The organism is Candidatus Protochlamydia phocaeensis, assembly GCF_001545115.1.
Classification (GTDB): domain Bacteria; phylum Chlamydiota; class Chlamydiia; order Chlamydiales; family Parachlamydiaceae; genus Protochlamydia_A; species Protochlamydia_A phocaeensis.
Genome location: NZ_FCNU01000011.1, coordinates 157,987 through 177,732, shown reverse-complemented (window position 1 = coordinate 177,732; position 19,746 = coordinate 157,987). Strand labels below are relative to the sequence as shown.

The 19,746-nt window shown below is 40.8% G+C and carries 16 protein-coding genes and 1 tRNA gene; 13 read left to right on the top strand and 4 right to left on the bottom strand.

Annotation, left to right across the window (positions count from 1 at the left end; genetic code table 11):
* Positions 1–10: 10 nt before the first annotated feature.
* From BN3769_RS04495 to BN3769_RS04485, 3 genes are all read left to right on the top strand, one after another.
* Complete coding sequence (locus BN3769_RS04495) at positions 11–1,252, top strand: serpin family protein (RefSeq protein ID WP_068468013.1); 1,242 nt, start codon at positions 11–13, stop codon at positions 1,250–1,252.
* Positions 1,253–1,511: 259 nt separating this feature from the next.
* Positions 1,512–2,291 carry a Stp1/IreP family PP2C-type Ser/Thr phosphatase gene (locus BN3769_RS04490; RefSeq protein WP_068468010.1) on the top strand — a complete coding sequence of 260 codons (780 nt, stop codon included), beginning with the start codon at positions 1,512–1,514 and terminating at the stop codon, positions 2,289–2,291.
* A complete protein-coding gene (locus tag BN3769_RS04485) occupies positions 2,269–3,414 on the top strand; it encodes a cysteine desulfurase family protein (protein WP_068468008.1) in 1,146 nt (381 codons plus the stop codon). Before BN3769_RS04490 ends, BN3769_RS04485 begins: the two co-directional genes overlap by 23 nt.
* Positions 3,415–3,434: 20 nt before the next feature.
* Here BN3769_RS04485 and BN3769_RS04480 read toward each other — a convergent pair whose 3' ends face one another.
* Positions 3,435–3,761, bottom strand: a complete 327-nt coding sequence (locus BN3769_RS04480) for a hypothetical protein (protein WP_068468006.1) — start codon at positions 3,759–3,761, stop codon at positions 3,435–3,437.
* Positions 3,762–4,014: 253 nt separating this feature from the next.
* Here BN3769_RS04480 and BN3769_RS04475 point away from each other — a divergent pair, with 253 nt between their 5' ends.
* The gene (locus BN3769_RS04475; RefSeq protein WP_068468005.1) at positions 4,015–4,614 is read left to right on the top strand and encodes a superoxide dismutase [Ni]; all 600 of its coding nucleotides are present in this window, start codon (positions 4,015–4,017) and stop codon (positions 4,612–4,614) included.
* Between the two features lie 128 nt (positions 4,615–4,742).
* Here BN3769_RS04475 and BN3769_RS04470 read toward each other — a convergent pair whose 3' ends face one another.
* Both BN3769_RS04470 and BN3769_RS04465 read right to left on the bottom strand, forming a co-directional pair.
* The gene (locus BN3769_RS04470; RefSeq protein WP_068468003.1) at positions 4,743–5,234 is read right to left on the bottom strand and encodes an NUDIX hydrolase; all 492 of its coding nucleotides are present in this window, start codon (positions 5,232–5,234) and stop codon (positions 4,743–4,745) included.
* Positions 5,235–5,396: 162 nt separating this feature from the next.
* Entirely contained in the window at positions 5,397–6,704 is a 1,308-nt protein-coding gene (locus BN3769_RS04465) for an insulinase family protein (protein WP_068468001.1), read from the bottom strand.
* 396 nt (positions 6,705–7,100) lie between these two features.
* On the opposite strand from BN3769_RS04465, the gene BN3769_RS04460 reads away from it, so the two are divergent.
* The 7 genes from BN3769_RS04460 to BN3769_RS04430 all read left to right on the top strand — a co-directional run bounded on the left by BN3769_RS04460 (position 7,101) and on the right by BN3769_RS04430 (position 15,995).
* Positions 7,101–7,182, top strand: a tRNA-Leu gene (locus BN3769_RS04460).
* A gap of 375 nt (positions 7,183–7,557) precedes the next feature.
* Positions 7,558–10,278: a cation-translocating P-type ATPase gene (locus BN3769_RS04455; RefSeq protein ID WP_068467998.1), complete on the top strand. Its 2,721-nt coding sequence runs from the start codon at positions 7,558–7,560 to the stop codon at positions 10,276–10,278.
* A gap of 577 nt (positions 10,279–10,855) precedes the next feature.
* Entirely contained in the window at positions 10,856–12,184 is a 1,329-nt protein-coding gene (locus tag BN3769_RS04450) for an aminoglycoside phosphotransferase family protein (RefSeq protein ID WP_068467996.1), read from the top strand.
* Between the two features lie 135 nt (positions 12,185–12,319).
* Entirely contained in the window at positions 12,320–12,946 is a 627-nt protein-coding gene (locus BN3769_RS04445; RefSeq protein ID WP_068467994.1) for a hypothetical protein, read from the top strand.
* A gap of 185 nt (positions 12,947–13,131) precedes the next feature.
* A complete protein-coding gene (locus BN3769_RS04440) occupies positions 13,132–14,802 on the top strand; it encodes a hypothetical protein (protein WP_068467992.1) in 1,671 nt (556 codons plus the stop codon).
* A 150-nt stretch (positions 14,803–14,952) separates the two neighbouring features.
* Positions 14,953–15,573 (top strand): class I SAM-dependent methyltransferase, encoded by a 621-nt coding sequence (locus BN3769_RS04435; protein ID WP_195155549.1) that lies wholly within the window; start codon positions 14,953–14,955, stop codon positions 15,571–15,573.
* Positions 15,574–15,632: 59 nt separating this feature from the next.
* A complete protein-coding gene (locus tag BN3769_RS04430; RefSeq protein WP_228840614.1) occupies positions 15,633–15,995 on the top strand; it encodes an arsenate reductase family protein in 363 nt (120 codons plus the stop codon).
* A gap of 38 nt (positions 15,996–16,033) precedes the next feature.
* Here BN3769_RS04430 and BN3769_RS04425 read toward each other — a convergent pair whose 3' ends face one another.
* Positions 16,034–16,915 carry a mycofactocin-coupled SDR family oxidoreductase gene (locus tag BN3769_RS04425; protein ID WP_068467988.1) on the bottom strand — a complete coding sequence of 294 codons (882 nt, stop codon included), beginning with the start codon at positions 16,913–16,915 and terminating at the stop codon, positions 16,034–16,036.
* Between the two features lie 169 nt (positions 16,916–17,084).
* Between BN3769_RS04425 and BN3769_RS04420 the strand changes: the two genes are divergently transcribed.
* Positions 17,085–17,474 carry a RidA family protein gene (locus BN3769_RS04420; protein ID WP_068467986.1) on the top strand — a complete coding sequence of 130 codons (390 nt, stop codon included), beginning with the start codon at positions 17,085–17,087 and terminating at the stop codon, positions 17,472–17,474.
* Positions 17,475–17,810: 336 nt separating this feature from the next.
* Positions 17,811–19,733, top strand: coding sequence for a glycoside hydrolase family 15 protein (locus BN3769_RS04415; protein ID WP_079989407.1), 1,923 nt, complete (start codon positions 17,811–17,813; stop codon positions 19,731–19,733).
* Positions 19,734–19,746 lie beyond the last annotated feature (13 nt).

The following is a 19,746-nucleotide window of genomic DNA, read 5'->3' as shown; positions in this document are numbered from 1 at the left end:
GAGATCTCGAATGTACCGAATCCTATTAGGACTATTCTGTTTTTTCTCTTTCTTCCTCTCTTTACAGGCGCAAGAGGCTCCCGCCTCCGACAAGCCAACACCTTCGGTCGATAACCGCTATTTTGACTTGCTTATTCAGGGCCAGAATCAATTTGCATTCGATTTATTGCAACAGCTGAAAAATCGCAAAGGCAATCTTTTTTTCTCTCCTTATAGCATCGGAACAGGTTTTGCCCTTGCCGCTGTTGGAGCGAAAGGCCAAACATCCATTGAAATCCAGCAAGCCTTGCATTATTCTTTGAGCCTTTCTCCTTTAATTGGCAGCCTTGACCGTTCTTTAGCTCTAGCCGAGGGCAAAAATGCGACTCAGCTTTTTCTAGCCAATGCAATTTGGATGCAAGAGGGGCTGCCTATCCTGCCGGCCTATCCACTAACGCTTAAGCGCAGCTTTAATTTCGACTTGGCATTTGTCGATTTTCAACATGAATTTGTGCAATCCGTTAAAAAAATTAATCAATGGACAGCCAGTCAAACAAAAGGGAAGATCAATCAACTTTTAAACACTGCGGATGTGGTTGAAAACGCCCAACTGGTCTTAACGACAGCCATTTATATGAAGGGGGCTTGGATGCATCCTTTTGACTTATGGCAAACAAGCCGCGCTCCTTTTTACACTCGAGATCAATATACGACTCAAGTGGAAATGATGCACTCTATAGCCAGCTATCGGACATGGGTATCCCCGCATTTTACTCTCATTGAGATTCCCTACGAGGCTCAAGAGAGCGGAATTCAATTGGCGATGATTATTCTTCTTCCCACTGAGGCGAGCGGTTGGCAAAATTTGGAGCCCGAACTCAATGCGGATAATTGGCAAAAATGGAGAGGTGGTCTCCGCCCTCAGCAGCTCCGCTTAGGCCTGCCGCGCTTTAGAATCGAGGAAAAATTAGATTTGAATCCCCTTGCGCAAGCATTGGGTATCAAACAAATTTTTACTCCTCAAGCGGATTATTCTGACATTTTAGAAGATAAAAGAGTGTTTTTAAACAAGGCCGTGCATAAAACATTGATTCACGTAGATGAAAAGGGAACAGATGCAATTGGCGCCCCTAGAATAAAGGCTAATCAAAAAGCTCGGCCAGGAGAGGGCGAGAACTTACAGGAAATTTCCATCGACCGTCCTTTTTATTTTTTTATTATAGATCAAAAGACTCAATTGATCTTATTTATGGGACGTGTTTTGCGGCCTTAGCAATTTGGATACACCCTCTAAGGAACTATAATCTTGAATATAGACAATTGGCCATTCCAGAGCAGTCTCCTAATTCGGCAATTTTTCTCTGGTTTTAAGCTTTTCTATCTTTAAAAAGACTTTTTTAGTAGAATACAATACCAGAAAGCTGACAATGCGAAAAAGGGGATTAGAAGATTTCTACAAATTTCCTTTTCCTCATTTCAAAATTTGCTATTCTATTCGTATTGTACTAACTGTATAGGTTTTACCTTCTATTATGGCATTTCAAGTAATGCTTTACAAAATATCTGTCTATGGCATTTCTGATGTTGGTCTTGTTCGCCAGAACAATGAGGATTTTTGGACTCAGCTATTAGATGATCAATTTTTTGTTCTGGCAGATGGAATGGGTGGGCACCAGGCTGGAGAAATTGCTTCTAAAGAAGCGGCTAATCATTTATGCACAATCTTCAAAGAGAAACTGATCTCTTCTGATAAGAGCTTAAAATCCGTTCAAAAGCATTTATTAGAAGCTATTCAAGAGGTTAATTCCCTTATTTTTCGAATGGGCCTGGAACATGAAGGCATGAGAGGGATGGGGACAACGCTTTGCTGTATTTTCCTGCATCCGAAAGGAATAGTTTATGGCCATGTTGGCGATAGCCGGATTTATCGGTTGCGTAAAAATAAACTAGAGCAGCTTACACACGATCATTCTTTGCTAAGGGAATTGATAGATCTGGGTCAATTGAATGAGGAACAAGCAGAAGATTTTCAATACAAAAATATCATTACTAAAGCGATCGGCACAGAGCCTTATGTAGAGCCAAGTATTCGGCATGATATGATCCATGCAAACGATATTCTTTTAATGTGCACGGATGGCCTGACGGACCTCTTAAGCGATCAAGACATTCAACGCATTCTTGTGCAAACGCCTGAAGAAAATATGGCAGCGAAACTTGTAGAGACGGCAAAGCAAAGAGGCGGATATGACAACATTACTGTTGTTGTCATTAAAATCCAGGAAAAATATGACTCAGCGGATCTACCTTGATTGCAACTCAAGCACACGCATTGATAAACGGGTCTTGCAAGCAATTGTTCAAGAGTTAGAAGAAGAAGAGGGAAATCCTTCCAGTCTTCATGTTCAAGGTCAGTGGTGTCGCCGTAAATTAGAACAAAGCCGTCAATTGATTGCGCGTTTTCTTCGCGTTCAGCCCACAGACTTAATTTTTACTTCCGGTGGAACAGAAGGGGCTTATTTATTGCTGTATGGGATCCTCAAAAGATCATTAGCAGGCCATATCATTACCTCAAGCGTTGAGCATTCCTGTATCTATCAAACTGTCAGAGAGTTTGAAAAGCAAGGGTATGAGGCCACTTTTCTGCCAACCGGCTTATGGGGAGCTGTTCGCCCCGAGGCTGTCAAAGAAGCTATTCGTCCCGATACTCGTCTCATTACATTAATGTCTGTCAATAATGAGACAGGGGTAAAAACCGACATTGAGGGGATCGCAGAGATTGCTTCTCAGGCCAATATTCCTTTTGTTGTAGATGGAGTCGCCCTCTTGGGAAAGGAATCTTTTTCTATTCCAAAAGGCGTTTCAGCTATGTTTTTCAGCGGCCATAAAATTCATGCTCCAAAGGGGGTAGGCGTCTGTTTTTGCAAGCAGTTTTTGAAGCTTGCGCCTCTTTTTGTTGGGGGAAGCCAAGAGTTTAATCGACGGGCCGGAACGGAAAATTTGCCCGGAATTGTTGGTTTGGCCGAAGCTATCGCTATTTTAGAAAAGGAGCAGGACGCCATTACGAGGCATTTAAAAGAGCGACGCGATCAATTGGAGCAAGGCTTGATAAACCGGCTAGGCGAAGTTGTGGTAAATGGCCAGGGACCTCGCATTGCCAATACAACAAATATCTCCTTTCTAGGAGTAGATGGAGAGGCTTTACTTATCAACTTAGATATGGCAGGCATTTCCGTCAGCCATGGTTCTGCTTGTTCTTCAGGCGCTCTAGAGCCTTCTCGCATCCTTCTTAATATGGGAATTACGCACGCGCAGGCAGCTTCAGCTATTCGCTTCTCCGTGGGAAGGACGACGACTGCGCAAGAAATAGACAAAGCAATTGAAATAATCGCAGCCATGGTAGAACGCATGCGTTCTTTAAAGCGCACCTCTTAGTAAAAATTTGCCAGCAAGCTTTATTGTGCGATGCCGATAGAGCGCTCGTCTTTATTCTGATAAAAGTAGATTTTTTGTTCGCCTTCTGGAACCAATCCAAGCCCTTTCATTAAAGTTAATTCAATCCAGGCTAAATCACTTTGACTATTGATTTGCAATTGCAGGTTTTTTTGCTTTTGAAGGGCTTTTTGTTTTTCCATTTGAAGAGAAATGAGCTGTTCGCTGAGCTGTTTATAATGGCGGTCTCTATTTTTAAGCGCTTGCTCATACAAGATAAAGCACATGAGGAAAAAAGCCATCACCCACCAGGAGCGGACAAATAAATGGTGCCAAACGATAGATAACATAAGCTAGGAGAGTGAGTAGATAAGATAAATGCCATGAATAATCATTAAAGCAGAAATAGTAAGTTCTGTCAAATGACTTTGAAAATAGTTGCTTAGAGTTGAGAATATTGTCTTTCTAGAGGAAAAGAGCTTGCATCAAGGAATTAGCAATTTCCTAACAGGGTCTTCCCAGCAAGCAGCGGTAAGCAATTGTATAATATTGGCCTGTATAGTAAAACTTTTGATAATCTCGATCATCAAAAGGGGTAGAAAAATGTTAAAAAAACTATTGTTATCCGGATGCCTATTGGGAATGTGCTATCAGTTCTCGATTCATGCCCATTGTCAAATGCCATGCGGAATTTACCATGATGAAATGGTTTTCGATCAAATTGATCAGTATATAGAGACGACTGTAAAAGGAATTAGCGTTTTGACAGATAATCCCTTTAAAACCGTTCAGGAGCATAATGAATTTATCCGTTGGATTATTCAAAAAGAGAATAGCTCTAATGAGATAGCACAGCTCATTACGACTTATTTTTTGCAGCAGAAGATTAAGCCAGGGGAAGAAGATACAGCTAAGAGAGTCCTCAGTGCGCATAAATTACTTTTCCTATTGGTGCAAATTAAACAAACGGTTGATCTCAAAGTTGTTAATGACTTTTATGAAGAATGGGAAAGCTTCAAGCTGATGTTCCATATTGAAGGCTATAAGTGCAAAGTCAGCCAAGCTAAGCTTAAAAAATGGGCTGAAAAACGGCAGAGTAACCAATCGGTTAATGGGCAGAGCACTTCCGATCACGACCATGACCATGACCATGATCACGACCATGATCACGACCACGACCACGACCATGATCATACGCATTGATTTCTGTTATCTTCTATCGCTTCCTAGGGAATAGAACTCGAATTTAGGTCGCTAGCGGTTTTAATACGCCTCTAAGTGGGGTGTATTAAAACTGCCTAAGTCTCTTAGCACAGCTTTTAGTGTCTGCCTTAATTTTTCAAGAAACGTGTTATAGCAAAGCGCAACACTTGATAAGGATGGCGCAGAAAATAAAGAAAAAGAGCTGAATAGCTGACTTGCGTAAGGGGTTTCTTTATGTAATCAGTGGCAGCCAAAGCCTCTTCTATCCAATTGCGATGAATGGGGAATAAAGAAGAGGGAAGCTGATTGAGTGGATAAAAGTCAATAGCAGCTGTTTCATTCGATAACTCTAGCTGGCCTTTTTGTATTTGACAGAGGAAAACAAAAGTAAGAGCGGATAAGCGGTTAATAGGGTAATACTCGGCACAGGCTTTTTGAATCGCAATAGTCAAACCGGTTTCTTCCCAAACCTCTCGAATGACCGCTTGTTCTGGTGTTTCCTGGTCATCAATCCCCCCGCCGGGCAAGACCCATACGGGCACATCACGTCTTTTAATCAATAAAACATGCGTACGCGATTCATTTAAAATAATTCCGATAGAAGCAGGAGCAAGAGGCATATTATATGACCTGATTTTGGGTTATTGACCGGATTTAAGCATGGGTGGTCATTTGCAAATGAAATAACTTCATGATAATAGCTCATTTGCTATTGCGAGCGAAGTCCTTTTTGTCTTGTCTTGCGTTTACGTTATCTTGCAGGTAGATATTCAATAGTTGACTTAAGGATAAAGGGAAATAATAGAATACTGATCTAGATTAAGATAAAATGTTAAATCGTTATTCCTTAACTCTTCTTTTTCCTTTGATAGCGTATAAAGCCTAGTTACATCCCATCCCGCTCGATAATAGTTGGCAAGGACAGAAAGAATGTAGTCATTTTCTTCGACTTCTTTCTTTTGTTCTTCCAAGTTCTTTAAAGCTATATTTAACTCTTCTGCGCTCGGCCCTTCTTTTTTAAACGTCTCCAATATTTTCATAATCTGCCCGCAAACGGAAGGAATTTCGTTGCATGCGCAGGAAAATTCAATGATGAGCCAGGCCTGATCTAAGCGAGGAAAGAGAGGAAATTCATAGCTGACATCTAGTTGTTTTGTTGCCTCATTTTGTGCAAAACGATTGTAAAGAATGTCGCAAAGAAATTCTAACTGTTGGGTCTCGACTTGCTTAGCAGGGATAGGAAAGGTTAGTCTTGTCCAGGCATTTGCATAGCGAGAATAACCCGATATTTCTTTTTTTGTTATGCCTGGAGGAAAAGGCGGCGGTGGCGGATTAATTAAATGAAAAGACGGAGAGCGACAGGGAATAGATTCTAAGTATTGCCGCAATAAGTGAATAGTTGCTTCAAAATCAATATCGCCGACAAGGACAAGAATAAATTCTGAAGGGTTGGAGAAAAGCTGAAGAAAAGTCTTTTCTGCTTTCTTTAAGCTAATGTGATTGAGATCTCGCGAGTTAAGAGGATTCCAAACATCCCAGTTTTGGGTATTGAATTCCAAAAAAATATTACGGGAAGAATACTCTGTTTGCGTGGAAGCATTAGTTTTTTGCAGAGAGCGGCGCGTATGATGGATGACTTTGCTGAGTGCCTCAGGCTGAAATTGGGGTTGAGTAAATAAGTTATGGACAACCTGAAGGCAACGCTCCATTTCTTCTGTTGGACCAGAAGCTTCAATGACGCGGTCAAATGCCTGAACCTTCATTTCTATTTCAAGCGAGCGTTGATATAAATCATAGGCTATTTGATCTGCGCTTTGCGAACCCAAGCCCGATTCCCAGACAATGTCAGGAGATAAAATAGCTAAGGGACGGTCTGCTGGGGCCAAAGCGGCATAGCCTCCCATCGCAAATAATTGAAAAACAAACTCGTCTTCATCATAGTCCGTTTTCTTTAAACAGACCCGAATGCCATTTTTAAGCGTGATTTCTTTAATGTGATGATTAGTCAGGATATCTTCTCGCTGATCAGCTCGGCTAATAAAAGGGAAGAGTAAAATAATAAAAAGAAATAAGCGGGAAATGCGAATCATAATAAAAAAACTTTATTGATATTTATTAAAAATTTTAACGTTTACAAGTTAAGATTATGTAAAGAATAATTAAAGCCTAAGTAAATTACAGTCTATTAAGAGACTGCCCACGATTTTAAATAAGTATGATTTACTGCTCAATTTTGTTAGAAAAAACGGAAAAATTTTTAGGCCTATTTTTTTATAGGATAGGAAAAAATACACGTTTATAACTAAATTTAGTATATCAATCCTACTATTTTTAGACCGGGAACAGTATATAAGAAAGTGTATTAAGAGGGGAATGCAACTCAGGTTAATAATCTCGAATCTAGGCAATTAGCAATGGGGATGGTCTCTACTAGAAATAAGATTGACAAAAACTTTCAATCCCACTAATGTAAATGGACATTCAGCGCCCAGGTGGTGAAATTGGTAGACACGCCAGATTTAGGTTCTGGTGCCGTAAGGTGTGTAGGTTCGAGTCCTATCCTGGGCATATAAACCGAATAATTTGTCAGAAAAGACAGATTATTCGGTTTTTTTTTGGATGTTGGAAATTAAAGCGAATGCTAAATGGTTTCTCCGCGTTTTTTTAATTTTTATTGGGTTGTAAATTTTTTTTCTTGATTTTTTGATTGCCCTCCACTCATATCCTTTCCTAAAAGGAAATTGAATAATAATTACTCCTTATTGAGATTATCATTAGCAGTTTAATACACGCTTAAAATCAATTGCTATCAATGTACATAACTGATTGATGATCTGTAATTTTTACTTGCTCGACAAATAAAATTCCGAAAAAAACTTCCTGCAAATGGAAGTGATGTAAAAGAATGGCCGACGCTCGTTTTAAAAGTACGTAATATTCAGCATGCAAACCAAATTATCCTCTAGCGATCAAGCTTTTACTAGACCCTGGTGGAAGATGGGGCCTAAAGAAGTGGCCTATGCCTTGGACACAGATTTGCACCAAGGCTTAAGAGAAAGTCAGGCGAAAGAACGCTTGCTTAAAGAGGGGTTTAATCAACTTCCAGAAACTGCTCCTCTATCTTCTTGGCAATTATTCATTGGCCAATTTTCAAGTTTTATTATATGGGTACTCATTGGAGCGGTTATCATTTCCCTTTTTTTACAAGAATGGTTGGATGCTTTATCCATAGGCTTAATCATTATTCTCAATGCCATTATTGGCTTTTTTCAAGAATACAAAGCTGAGCAATCCCTTGCTGCCCTTAAAAAGCTCTCGATGCCTTTTTCTAAAGTCATTCGTCAGGGTGAACTACGAACAATTCTTGCAAGAGAGATTGTTAGGGGAGATGTCATCCTAGTAGAAGCGGGTGATCGTGTTCCGGCTGATGGGAGATTTATTCAGGCTACGCAACTAAGCACCCGAGAAGCAGAATTGACGGGAGAGGCCGTTTCTATTCAAAAAACAACTCATTCTCTTGATGGAGAGCTGCTTTCTATTGGCGACCGCAAAAATATGGGGTTTATGGGGACAACTGTCGTCAATGGCAAGGGGCTATTTATAACTACAGAAACGGGCCTTCATACCGAAATTGGAAAAATTGCTTCCCTTTTGCAAAAGGGAAAGGAAGAGCAGACACCTTTGCAGCTGAGACTAGAAAAGTTTGGTCAGAACCTTGTCTGGATTTGTTTGGGAGTTATTGGTTTAGTTTTTGGGATAGGGATCTTAAGGGACCTTCCAGCGCTTGACATGCTTCTAACTTCATTAAGCCTGGCAGTCGCAGCCATTCCAGAAGGACTTCCTGCCATTGTGACAATCACCCTCGCCAGTGGAGTTAGAAAAATGGCCAAGCGGCATGCGTTGATTAGGCGGCTTCCCTCTATCGAAACGCTTGGGTGTACGACGGTGATTTGCACAGATAAAACAGGGACGCTTACTCAAAATGAAATGGTTGTAAGAGTGATTTGGGTTAACGATGCGTTAATTGACGTGACAGGATTAGGATATATCCCTGAAGGGAAATTTTTCCAGAAAAGCCAACCGATTGATCCCTCTCATATTCCGGAGCTTTCCTTAGCTTTAAAAACAGCTAGCCTCTGTAACAATGCAAGCCTTTATCAAGAACAGGGGCGCTGGGAAATCAGCGGCGACCCTACAGAAGCTGCACTTTTGGTCGCTGCAAAAAAAATGGGACTGAATAAAGCCGCCTTAGAAAAAGATTATCCGCAACTAGATGAGCTTCCTTTCGACTCAGAAAGAAAATGCATGAGCTTTTTAAGGCAAGGAGCAGAAGGCAATATTTTATTTACTAAGGGAGCTCCCGATGTCATTCTTAATCGATCGGCATCCATACTCTTAAATGGGCAAGAACAGGCATTAAACCTTGCTAATAGAAAGCGGATCTTGGAGATCAATCATCAGCTGGCCAGTCAAGGGCTTAGAGTGCTGGCATTGGCTTATAGAAATATCAAGGAGGATCATATTGATCCTTCTTTAGAAGAACGCCTTGTCTTTATCGGGCTAATTGCCATGATGGATCCTCCTAGGCAAGAGGCAAAGGCAGCCATCCAAGCCTGCAAAGAAGCAGGCATTAGACCTGTCATGATAACAGGCGATCATAGAGATACGGCGATTGCAATTGCAAAAGAATTGGGAATAATAGGCTCCTTGTTAATGGCTATAGAGGGAAAAGAGCTGGATGAAATGACAGATCTTCAATTTATTGATAAAGTAAAAAAGATTGCTGTCTATGCTCGTGTCTCAGCTGCCCATAAGTTAAGAATTGTGAAAGCTTGGAAGCAATTGGGCGAGGTAATAGCCATGACAGGCGATGGAGTAAACGACGCTCCAGCCATCAAAAAAGCTGATATTGGAATTGCGATGGGAGTGACTGGAACGGATGTGACTAAGGAAGCTTCCGACATGATTATTACAGATGATAACTTTACTTCTATCGTTAATGCGATCGAAGAGGGAAGAGGCATTTATGACAATATCCTGAAATCTGTCAATTATTTGCTTTCTTCCAATATTGCTGAGATCCTAGTGATTTTTTTTGGCATGCTGCTTAATTTCCGCGATTCTCAAGGCAATCCGTTCATTCCGCTTTTGCCTATTCAATTGCTTTGGATGAATCTAGTTACAGACGGCTTTCCAGCTATTGCCCTGGCATTAGATCCTATTGCAAAAGGGATACTCAAGCAACCACCCAGACATCCCAATCAACCCATTCTATCTGCACGTTTTGCCTTTCAAATTATTCTTATTAGCCTAATCATTGCTGCAGGAGCTTTGATCGCTTGCAAGACTGGGCTTAACCAAAGCCCCGAACTTGCGCATACCATGGCCTTTACAACATTAATTGTCTTAGAATTGGTTCGTGTCCAAATGGTTAGATTTCAATATAACATGAGCTTTTTCTCAAATCGATGGCTTCTTATGGCGCTTATGAGCTCCTTATTCTTACAACTCTTGGTTATTTACCTGCCTCCTCTGCAGATCATCTTTAAAACAGTGCCTCTTCAATGGGCAGATTGGGGACTTATTGGCGCAATAGCAGTTGCAATTTGGATAATCAGCTACGCTTCCCATTTTCTATTCGCAAAAGGGGCTTCTAATCGTTAAAAATGGCTCTTGAATGGACTTAATAAGGGGGTAGAACTATAGAGCTTCATTTCAAAGGCTAAATAGCTTTGATCACTCGTTGTAATAGGGGAATCGGTGCAGGACTTGCCAAATGTTTGAGCTAAAGATGGGGGGCATTGTTATAAAGGCTAGCTGCCTTTTAAAGCCAAGGGAAGCTGGAATATGAGGGATCAATCGGTTAGCTTTTCTAGAAAAATTTCCCTTCATCATATATCGCCTATGCGATCACGCCAAAGTCATTGATGGCGGCCGGATGGTATCAAAAAAATTATCATTCATTTCTATTTTGCCAATAGCAATTTCTTTTTTATTGCTTTTATTTCCTAAAAAACTCCAAACTCATGTGAATAAAATTTACGCATTTTTTAATAATTAAGTGTTTTTTATTAATGGTTAAAAACATTTCAAAGTTGAATTGTTGTTTATTTAATTGATTATGTTTAAATTATTGTCTTGTTTCGGTTTTTTTTAATTTGATTAATTCTGTTTTTATAACTAATAAGCTATCTAAAATATTAATAATTTAGATTCGAGAATAATTTCAATATAGGTTGTTATGAGTTTTAATAAATTATTTAAGAGCTTGTTTGGCTTTTTCTTAATTTTTTTTTCTTTTCTTTTAAGTCATGATGGGATTGCTGACCATAGCCCCTCTTTTTTGGTTTCTCAGAAAGATGCTCTTCAAGAAGTGATTGCATGTGCAAGGCAATATCGCATAGATACAAGCCTTCCGGTTGAATTAGAAAAAGAAAGAACCCAAGCTTTACTAGAAAACGCTTATGCAGACCTTGTCTGTTATTCCTCTGATAATCTTGAAAATGCCATTGCCACTTTCTTAGAGGAGGCTTTATCCATCGATGCGTCTTCTTTTGCGATTGTGGATGCGAAACAGACGAATTTAGGAGGAAAATCGCATGACCTTGTATTTATGATAATGGATCAACAGGGTCAATTGATTTATATTGTCAAAGCGTTTCGAGGGCCTCGCCAATCTTCAAGTAAATTTCTACCGGAAATCTCAGCTTTGGATTTAATCAGGCAGCTTTCCCTTGCCAAGGTAGATAGCATTGAACCGCTGGCAGTTGCAAGCTGTAATCTTGAAGGCCAGGAATGGGGGCTACTATTAGAGACAGTCGCTAAAGGCAAGCGGATGGACCAATATATCCAGCAAATAGCTGTTCAGCACCTCTCTTCGGAACAACGAGACTTACAGATAGAGGCGGCTCAAAAAGCCTTTAGTCGGATGGGAGAAAGTTTAGCAGAACTTCATCGCATAAAAGCTCCCTATTTAAGCTCACTTCCTTCGAATGTTCTTATGAAGTATGAAGATAAGTTTAATCAAATTATTGACCATCCCTTGATTGTGGACGAGCTATCAAAAGAGGTTTCTCTTTCTGATTTTATTCAATATGTTAAAGACGTTCAGCAGGGGGCATGTCTCGCTCTCATTGCTTGCAGCTATGCACATGGAGACGCCCACTTGGGTAATATGTTCTATGATGAAGCGAGTGATCATTTTACTTTTATTGATCTGGCCAAGCTGCATTTCTCTATCGATATTCACGAACGGCCCTTATTGGACGGTACGATGGATTTATTAAAAGCAGAAGAAAATTTGCGCAGAAAAGCATTAGGACTTCTCTCGGAAGATGAAATTAACCGCTTGCTTGCCGCTTTCTATCAGGCTTATGAGGCTAAGACTAATCACCCCCTGGATAAGCGATCATGGCGATTTTATAAGGTCTATTCAAAATTGGGACGTCTAATCAGCTATAGCTCCTATCTAAAAGAAGACGATCCCATTCAAAAATCCCTTGACCAGGCTGTCTTTCAAAGCGCTGTTAATTATTTCCAAACAGAAATAGAAGTGGAATATTTAAAGTAAGTTAAAATTTATAGTTGCCATTAAAAATGTAGTTATAAATTAATAAATTATTTTAATTGAATTTTGATTTAATTTGATTGATTGTATTGCTTTGTTTATTTATCTTTTCCCTCTTTAAATTAAATAGGGGGAATTATGAATAAAGTTTTAGTTAAAATTTTATTTACATTTTTATTTTGCCAAGCACCTTTTTTTTATTCCTTGCATGCTGCTCAAAGTGAAGAAAAGGTGACTGTGCGCTGTTCACCGCAACTGCAGTCTATTTTAAATAAAATTTTAAAGGTTCCCGAGGCAAAGGCATTAATCGCTTCTATTCAAAAAGAAGGAGCCATTCAAATTGCTGTCAAAAATACCAAATTATCTAACTTTTTTGGGGCTTATTGGGATCCTGACCAGCGCATGATTTGTGTGGCGATGTCTTCTAAAACAACGGAAGGGGATTTGATAGGGTCTATTTTATTTGAATTGCATAATGCTTCCGTAGATTCTCAATTTGAGTATCTTGCGGGGCTTGCTATTCAGAGAAAAATAGATAAAGCGACGTATGTAAGATCGATGGAATATTTAGAATATCAAAACTCGCTAAATGCAGCTAAAATAGCAGAAAAAGGCATTCAGCTTGGAGTGCTTCCTTCCGATTCACGCCTGCCCACCTTTACAACCTTTCAAGAGCATTTTTCTGTGCAGCAGCAGAGCGGACATTCAGATTGCTTTGGCCGGATCTATGATAATCTATGCCGAGCCAATTGGTATCCCGGTTAATGCATCCATGAGTTGAATAAAAAGGGGAGAGAGAAAAAAACTCTCTCTCTCTTATTTTTCATTTAGCAGCAATAGTGAATTGTCAATCAATAGGCTTTGTATCTAAATTAAACGTTCAAATTCTAGAAAAAATATTTAAATTTGGATCCTGATAAAAGCTAGGATGCACTCTAGAGAAGGGTAAAATGTCTGTCTATTTTTCAAGTCAATCCCCACCTAACCAGATAATGATTACACGAAGCGAGGAAATAGCGGCACTTAACGAAGTGGAGACGCAGTTTACAGATTTCTCTGGTTATCAAGATGATGAAGCTGTTTTAAATGATGGCAATCCTTCCTATTTAGCAAGCTCTTGCTTGCAAAGCGATTCCCATGTGGCTAGTCTGGCACTTTGTGCATTTGAATCTGTTAAAAAAAAAGCAGATGAGCTAAATGGAAATCCGCCTAGGCGTCCTCTTGATAGGCGTTTTTGGATGTCTAGCAAAGAGGCTTCTAAAGAAACTCTAAAAGACCTCTCCCCTTTACTTTTTTCGATCCCCTCTGCAGATGAGCGCTGTTCAGTCTTTATTAGAGACTCGCATATTGGCCTTTTAGAAGGGGGATTTTTAATTCCTTATAGCATTAAAAATTTTTTTATTTGCCATTATTTTCTCGCTAATCTGCCTGCGTCTGTCAATCATTTTTTAATCAAAGATAATGACCGCCTTGTTAATGAAACCGGGATGGGAAAAGGATTTGAAAGGAGAAATGTCAATCAAGCCATCTTTACAGCAGAATATATGCGCATCCCTTATGAGCAAGGCAAGACTTGCATAGAAGGAGGGAATTGCTTCCTTTATTGGCATGAGGGAAAACCTAAAGCTATTATTGGAGAATTAAGCCTTTATCTCAGTCTAATTGCTTTAGAGGAGCAAAGGTATTTTGAAAAGATTGAATGGACGGCGGAAGACACTGAACCTTCTGATGAGGCCTATCGGCTCGCACGCAATCGAGATTTATATGCGACTATCCAGTTTCCCAAGCTGGCAAAGAAATGGGACGCCCGGATCATTTGGCAAATAAACAATAATAGCAGAGAAGAATTGCATCTGGAGGAAGAGGACATTCCCTGGACGCGCTTAATTAAAATGAATCTAAAAGAGCTCGCTTATCGAAAGCGCCTGATAGCTCCTCTTACAGAGAAAGAAAAAAAGAAATATGCGGCAAATGCCAGAAAGTTAGAAGCAAAATTACGTCTCACCAAACAGCGCATGGCACAAGAGTTGCGGGTCCCTTTGGCAAATTGCGTGTTCATTCCTCAAGATCATTTTCATATTGATATGCAGATGTTTGTCACCCCGGATGGAAAGGTGGTTTTACACGACAATAAGAAAGCATTAAAATTTTTAAATGTCATTGAAAAAAGCGAGGATTTGACAAGAAAAGAACGATTGATTTTGAGGCAATTTCAGAAGAAAGCTCTAAAAGGCATGGAAAAGTGCGGAGCCAATCAAAAAAAGCGCATCGCTCTATTGAAGAAGCAGGGCGTGTCTGTGCTGACCATGCCTGCCGTTTTCAACGCAGATTATCCTAAGGTTTCTTTGAATTATTGCAATGGCATTTTTTTGGATGGCAAAAAGGGCGCTCAGCTATTCGCGAAAGAGAAAGAGGGAGAAGCAGAGAGAAAACAGCTGTGCTTTGTGACGACTGGGCCTTCGCATGTAATAGAAGAAATGATTCATAAAAAGTTTACCCGGCTTTTTTCTTGTACCTTTACAAATATGGCCCTATATACCATTGCTGAGCTTTCCTCATTTATTGCGAATAAGAAAGGGGGCGTTCGCTGTTTGACCAATGAGGAACACTATGAGGAGTAGACCTATGCTTTATCCGGTTGGCATTGTTTAAAGCCATCTGGTTGAATGGGATGGGAAAAAGAATGAATGGAAAGATAAGCCATTTGCTAAAAAATGCACGCAAAGTACAATGCCTGTTTAAGATTTAGGTTAAAAGAAGAGGGGAAAGAGGTGCATAACAAAGCCATCACAAAAGACAGCTACCAGGCCACAGCACAAGCATTTGCCTTGAATGTGGCTGATTTAGCCCCTTTGCAATCCATTGAAAAATTTATTCAGCTTTTACCTTCCCAAGCCAAGATTCTGGATATAGGCTGCGGGTCCGGCAGGGATGCCAAAATTTTTACTGAGAAAGGGGTTAAGGTGATAGGGATTGATTTTTGCTCCGAATTAATTGAAATAGCAAAAGCGACGGCCCCTTTAGCTGAGTTTCAGATCATGGACATAGAGGAAATGGCTTTTTCCGATGAGACCTTTGAGGGAGCTTGGGCAGGCTGTTCTTTGCTGCATATTTCTAAGAATCGCTTTCTATCGGTCTTAAAAACCATTCACGCAGCCTTAAAAGAAAAGGGATGCTTTTATCTGACCCTTAAGCAGGGATGCGGAGAGGGATTAGAGAAAGATGTGCGCTATAAAAACCAAGTGGAAAAATTTTGGTCTTTTTTTGAAGAAAAAGAACTTAAAGACTTTCTGCAAAAAGCGCGTTTTAAGATACTGGCCTTTGATCTGGTCGAGAAATCGCATTCTTATCAATCCCATTCTAGCTTTCGGGTCTTTTGCCAAAAGGATTAGAAAATAGAAGCGAATCGCTTTTCTCGTTGCCTGCATTTCAAATCCACAAATCAAGTGATATGATGATGAAAGTCTATGTTTATAGCAAATGCTCGACTTGCCAAAAAGCCTTGAGTTTTCTGGCAAAAAATAATGTCTCGTTTGTCCGCAAGGAAATAACGGACGAGCCGCCTTCTATACAGGAACTGCAAGCAATGCTGCGCCATGTGAACGGAAATATAAAGAAACTTTTTAATTCCTCAGGCCAGCTTTATCGGGACATGAACATGGCAGAGAAAATAAAGGATTTGCCGCAGCCTGATGCGCTGGCTCTCTTAAGCCAGCATGGCATGCTGATCAAGCGGCCTTTTTTGATTGGAGAAAATAGCGGGCTCGTCGGCTTTAATGAAGCCGAATGGGCAAGCCTTCTAAACTCAGGTTAAAATAAGTCAGTTTGAAGCTGTTTTTGGCAAGGAGCTATTTAAGCGCTATTGTGGGCACTATCGCCTCCTGTGACGTCGTAGGTGGCGCCGGATATCATGCGCGCAGCGTCTGAGGCAAGAAAGACCGCAACGGGAGCGACATCATTGGGATCGATCCAAGGAATACCAAGAGGGGATTTAAGGGAAAGGAGCTTGCGGGCTTCTTCCTCATCTGCCGGGTAACCTTTTGGCTGTTTGCCCGCTTCTTGAAGCGCTTGTGCATAACGCTCTTCATGGCGTGTGAGGGGAGTGTCGATCAGGCCGGGAATGAGGGCATTGACAGTAATACCATACGTTCCCAATTCTAAAGCGGCAGATTTCATCAGGCCGATAATTCCCCATTTAGAAGCCGAATAAGCGGCTCCATTTTTCATGCCATGCCTGCCCTGCGTTGAAGCTGTGACAATAATGCGCCCGCCGCCGCGCTTGACCAAATGCGGGGCAAAAGCCCTAATGGCATTTGCTGTTCCGTTAAGATTGACATCAATTTGCGTATGCCAGTCTTCATCTTCCATCTCTAATAAGGGCTTGAAACTTTGAATGCCCGCATTGGCGAATAAAATAGAGATGCCTCCGTACTCTTGTGCGATCTGATCGGCGGCTGTCCTTAGGGTCGATAGGTTGCGTTGGTCCAAAATAAAGCCAAGCCAGCGGCTGCCCGTCTCTTTCACTAGGCGTCCCGTCTCATTTAAATCTTCCGGACGGGATGGCTGCACTCCAGATGGGGGAAAGACGGCTGAGCAAATATCGATGCCGGCAATATGAGCGCCTTCTCGAGCAAATGCGATGGCCACAGCTCGTCCGATTCCTCGGGCAGCGCCTGTAATGACAGCGACTTTTCCTTTCAGACATCCTTGAAAATTAGGGGGATGGTTAATCATAATGGCTTTTTAGATGTTTAGGTAAACGGGATACTTATTCCCTTCCATACGCCTTTCAATTAAAAATTGCAAGGCTATCTATGTCTTGATAAAGCGTAAAAAGCGTGAAATTTTTTGCCAGACGTGCTGAAATCAAATCGCAAATTCAAGCTTTTTCAGAGAGGGAACAATGGAAAAACAACTTATCTCGACCGGAACGCCTTGGGAACCATTGATAGGATATTCAAGAGCGGTCCGAATAGGCCCTTTTGTTCATGTGTCCGGAACAACGGCAACAGATCAGAATGGACAGCTGGTTGGCGTTGGGGATGCTTATGCGCAGACAGTTCAAATCCTTCATAATATCAAAGAAGCTCTCTCTAAAACAGGAGCAAAGATGGAAGACGTTGTGAGAACGCGTTTGTTTGTGACGGATATCAGGGAATGGGAAAAAATCGGAAAAGCCCATGGAGAAGTCTTTAAGGCCATTCGGCCCGCCACTAGCATGATCGAGGTGAGAGGATTGATCCATCCCGATATGCTTGTAGAAATAGAAGCGGAGGCCTATATTCAATCTTAAATCCAATGAAGGCAAATCCTCTCTTCTATGTCTGCATGGTGCTGGAGAGTCCATACGCGTGGTTTTTTGAATCCTATTGAACTACAAATGGTTACAAAAGAATTACAGATTTTTCAAATAAATGCTAATGCCATTCCGGACTTAGTCTATTCATTAGAATTCCATTGTATTGGATGCAAGCTTGTATTATAAAAAAAAATTATCATTCGCGATTCCGAAAGCTTGTGTCCCGGCCATTCTGATCGGGCCTTTATTATTTTATGAAGATCGCTTTTCTGCCTTACTCTTTCGTATAAAAAGAAAGCGAATCAAATTAATCCTTTATTTTTCAATAGGATGCCCGTGAAAGACTATCAACCCATTGAAAATTACGGCGTCATAGGCGATTTAAGCACGGCTGCACTTGTCGGATTGAATGGTTCGATTGATTTTTTATGCTATCCCGCCTTTGATTCACCGAGTATTTTTGCCGCCTTATTAGATAAAGAGAAGGGAGGGTTTTTTGAAATTTTTCCTAAAAATAGGAAAATGAAAAACAAGCAGATGTACCTACCCGATACCAATGTGCTGCTCACGCGTTTTCTCTCAGATGAGGGAATTGGGGAGATATTGGACTTTATGCCTGTTTTTGAAGGCTGTAAGGACAATCTTTTAATTCGAAGAGTCAAAAGCATTAAAGGCGAGATGACCTATGTCATGCGCTGCCAGCCTCGTTTTAATTATGGGCGTACAAGCCATGATATATTCAAGACAGACCATTCCCTCATTTTTGTAAGCGAGACAAAGGAATTTAAGCTCAGGCTTACAAGCACTGTTCCCTTGAGCATCAGACAAGGAGATGGATATGCGGAATTTACGCTTAAGGCGGGCGAAGAAGCCGACTTTCTATTAGAAAATCTTCAAGATAATGACAAGCCTTCTTCTGATTTAAAACCGCTTATTGACCGGCATTTATTTTTGACAATCCAGTTCTGGCGTGATTGGATTAGCCAATCTAATTACAATGGGCGCTGGAGGGAAATGGTCGACCGCTCAGCCTTAGTCTTGAAGCTGCTTACCTCTTATCATTATGGATCCATGGTGGCAGCCGTCACGTTTGGACTGCCAGAAAAAGTGGGGGGCAGTAAAAATTGGGATTATCGATACACATGGATTCGTGATGCGGCCTTTACCGTTTACGCGCTTATTCGGCTTGGCTATGGCAAAGAAGCCAGGGATTTTATGAATTGGGTAGAAAGACTGTGCAAGACTATTGGAAAAGGCGGTCATTTGCATTTGATGTACAGCATAAGAGGCGATGAAGAGAATCTCAAGGAAGAAATTTTAGATAATTTTGAAGGCTACAAAGGCTCAAAGCCCGTCCGTATTGGCAATTTGGCTTTTAAGCAAGTCCAGCTTGATATTTATGGCGAATTGATGGATTCCGTCTATCTATTCAATAAATATGTGGAACCCATTTCCTACTCCTTTTGGAATGCGTTGAGCTTGCAAATTGATTGGCTCAGTCAGAATTGGCAGACAAAGGATTATAGCATTTGGGAGAGCAGGGGAAAACCCAAGGAATACCTCTATTCAAGATTAATGTGCTGGGTAGCATTCGATCGAGCAGTCAGAATTGCTGAAGGCCGCTCGTTTCCTATTAATTCAAAATGGATAAAGGAAAGGGATGCCATTTATTGCTCTATCTATCAGGATTTTTGGAATGAAGAATTGCAGGCTTTTGTCCAGTATAAAGGCGGAAAAGCCTTGGATGCTTCTACGCTTTTGATGCCTCTCATGCGCTTTATTAGCCCTAAAGATCCTAAATGGCTTTCCACTTTAAAATTGATCGAGGAAAAGTTGGGATGCGATTCACTTATTTATCGCTATCGCCGCTCTAACCGGAAATCCGCTACTCCGGTTAAGAATGAATTGCATAGTAGTGAGGAGGGAACATTTTCGCTGTGCAGTTTTTGGTTTGTGGAATGCTTATCGCGTGCCGGAGAGTTGGAAAAAGCGCGTTTTTATTTTGAAAAAATGCTGTCTTATGCCAATCACTTAGGACTTTATTCCGAACAGCTGGGCTTTCAAGGGCAATATTTGGGAAATTTTCCTCAGAGCTTTACGCATTTAGGATTGATTAGTGCCGCTTTTAATCTTAATCGGAATCTTAGCAATAAACGAAATAAGGGAATTAATGGTTCTTGGATGGGGCTTTCTCAGTCTTATCAGAATGTAATCGACGAAGATTTGTATTTCACAGATGAAAAGCACCTCTAAGAGGTGCTGTGAA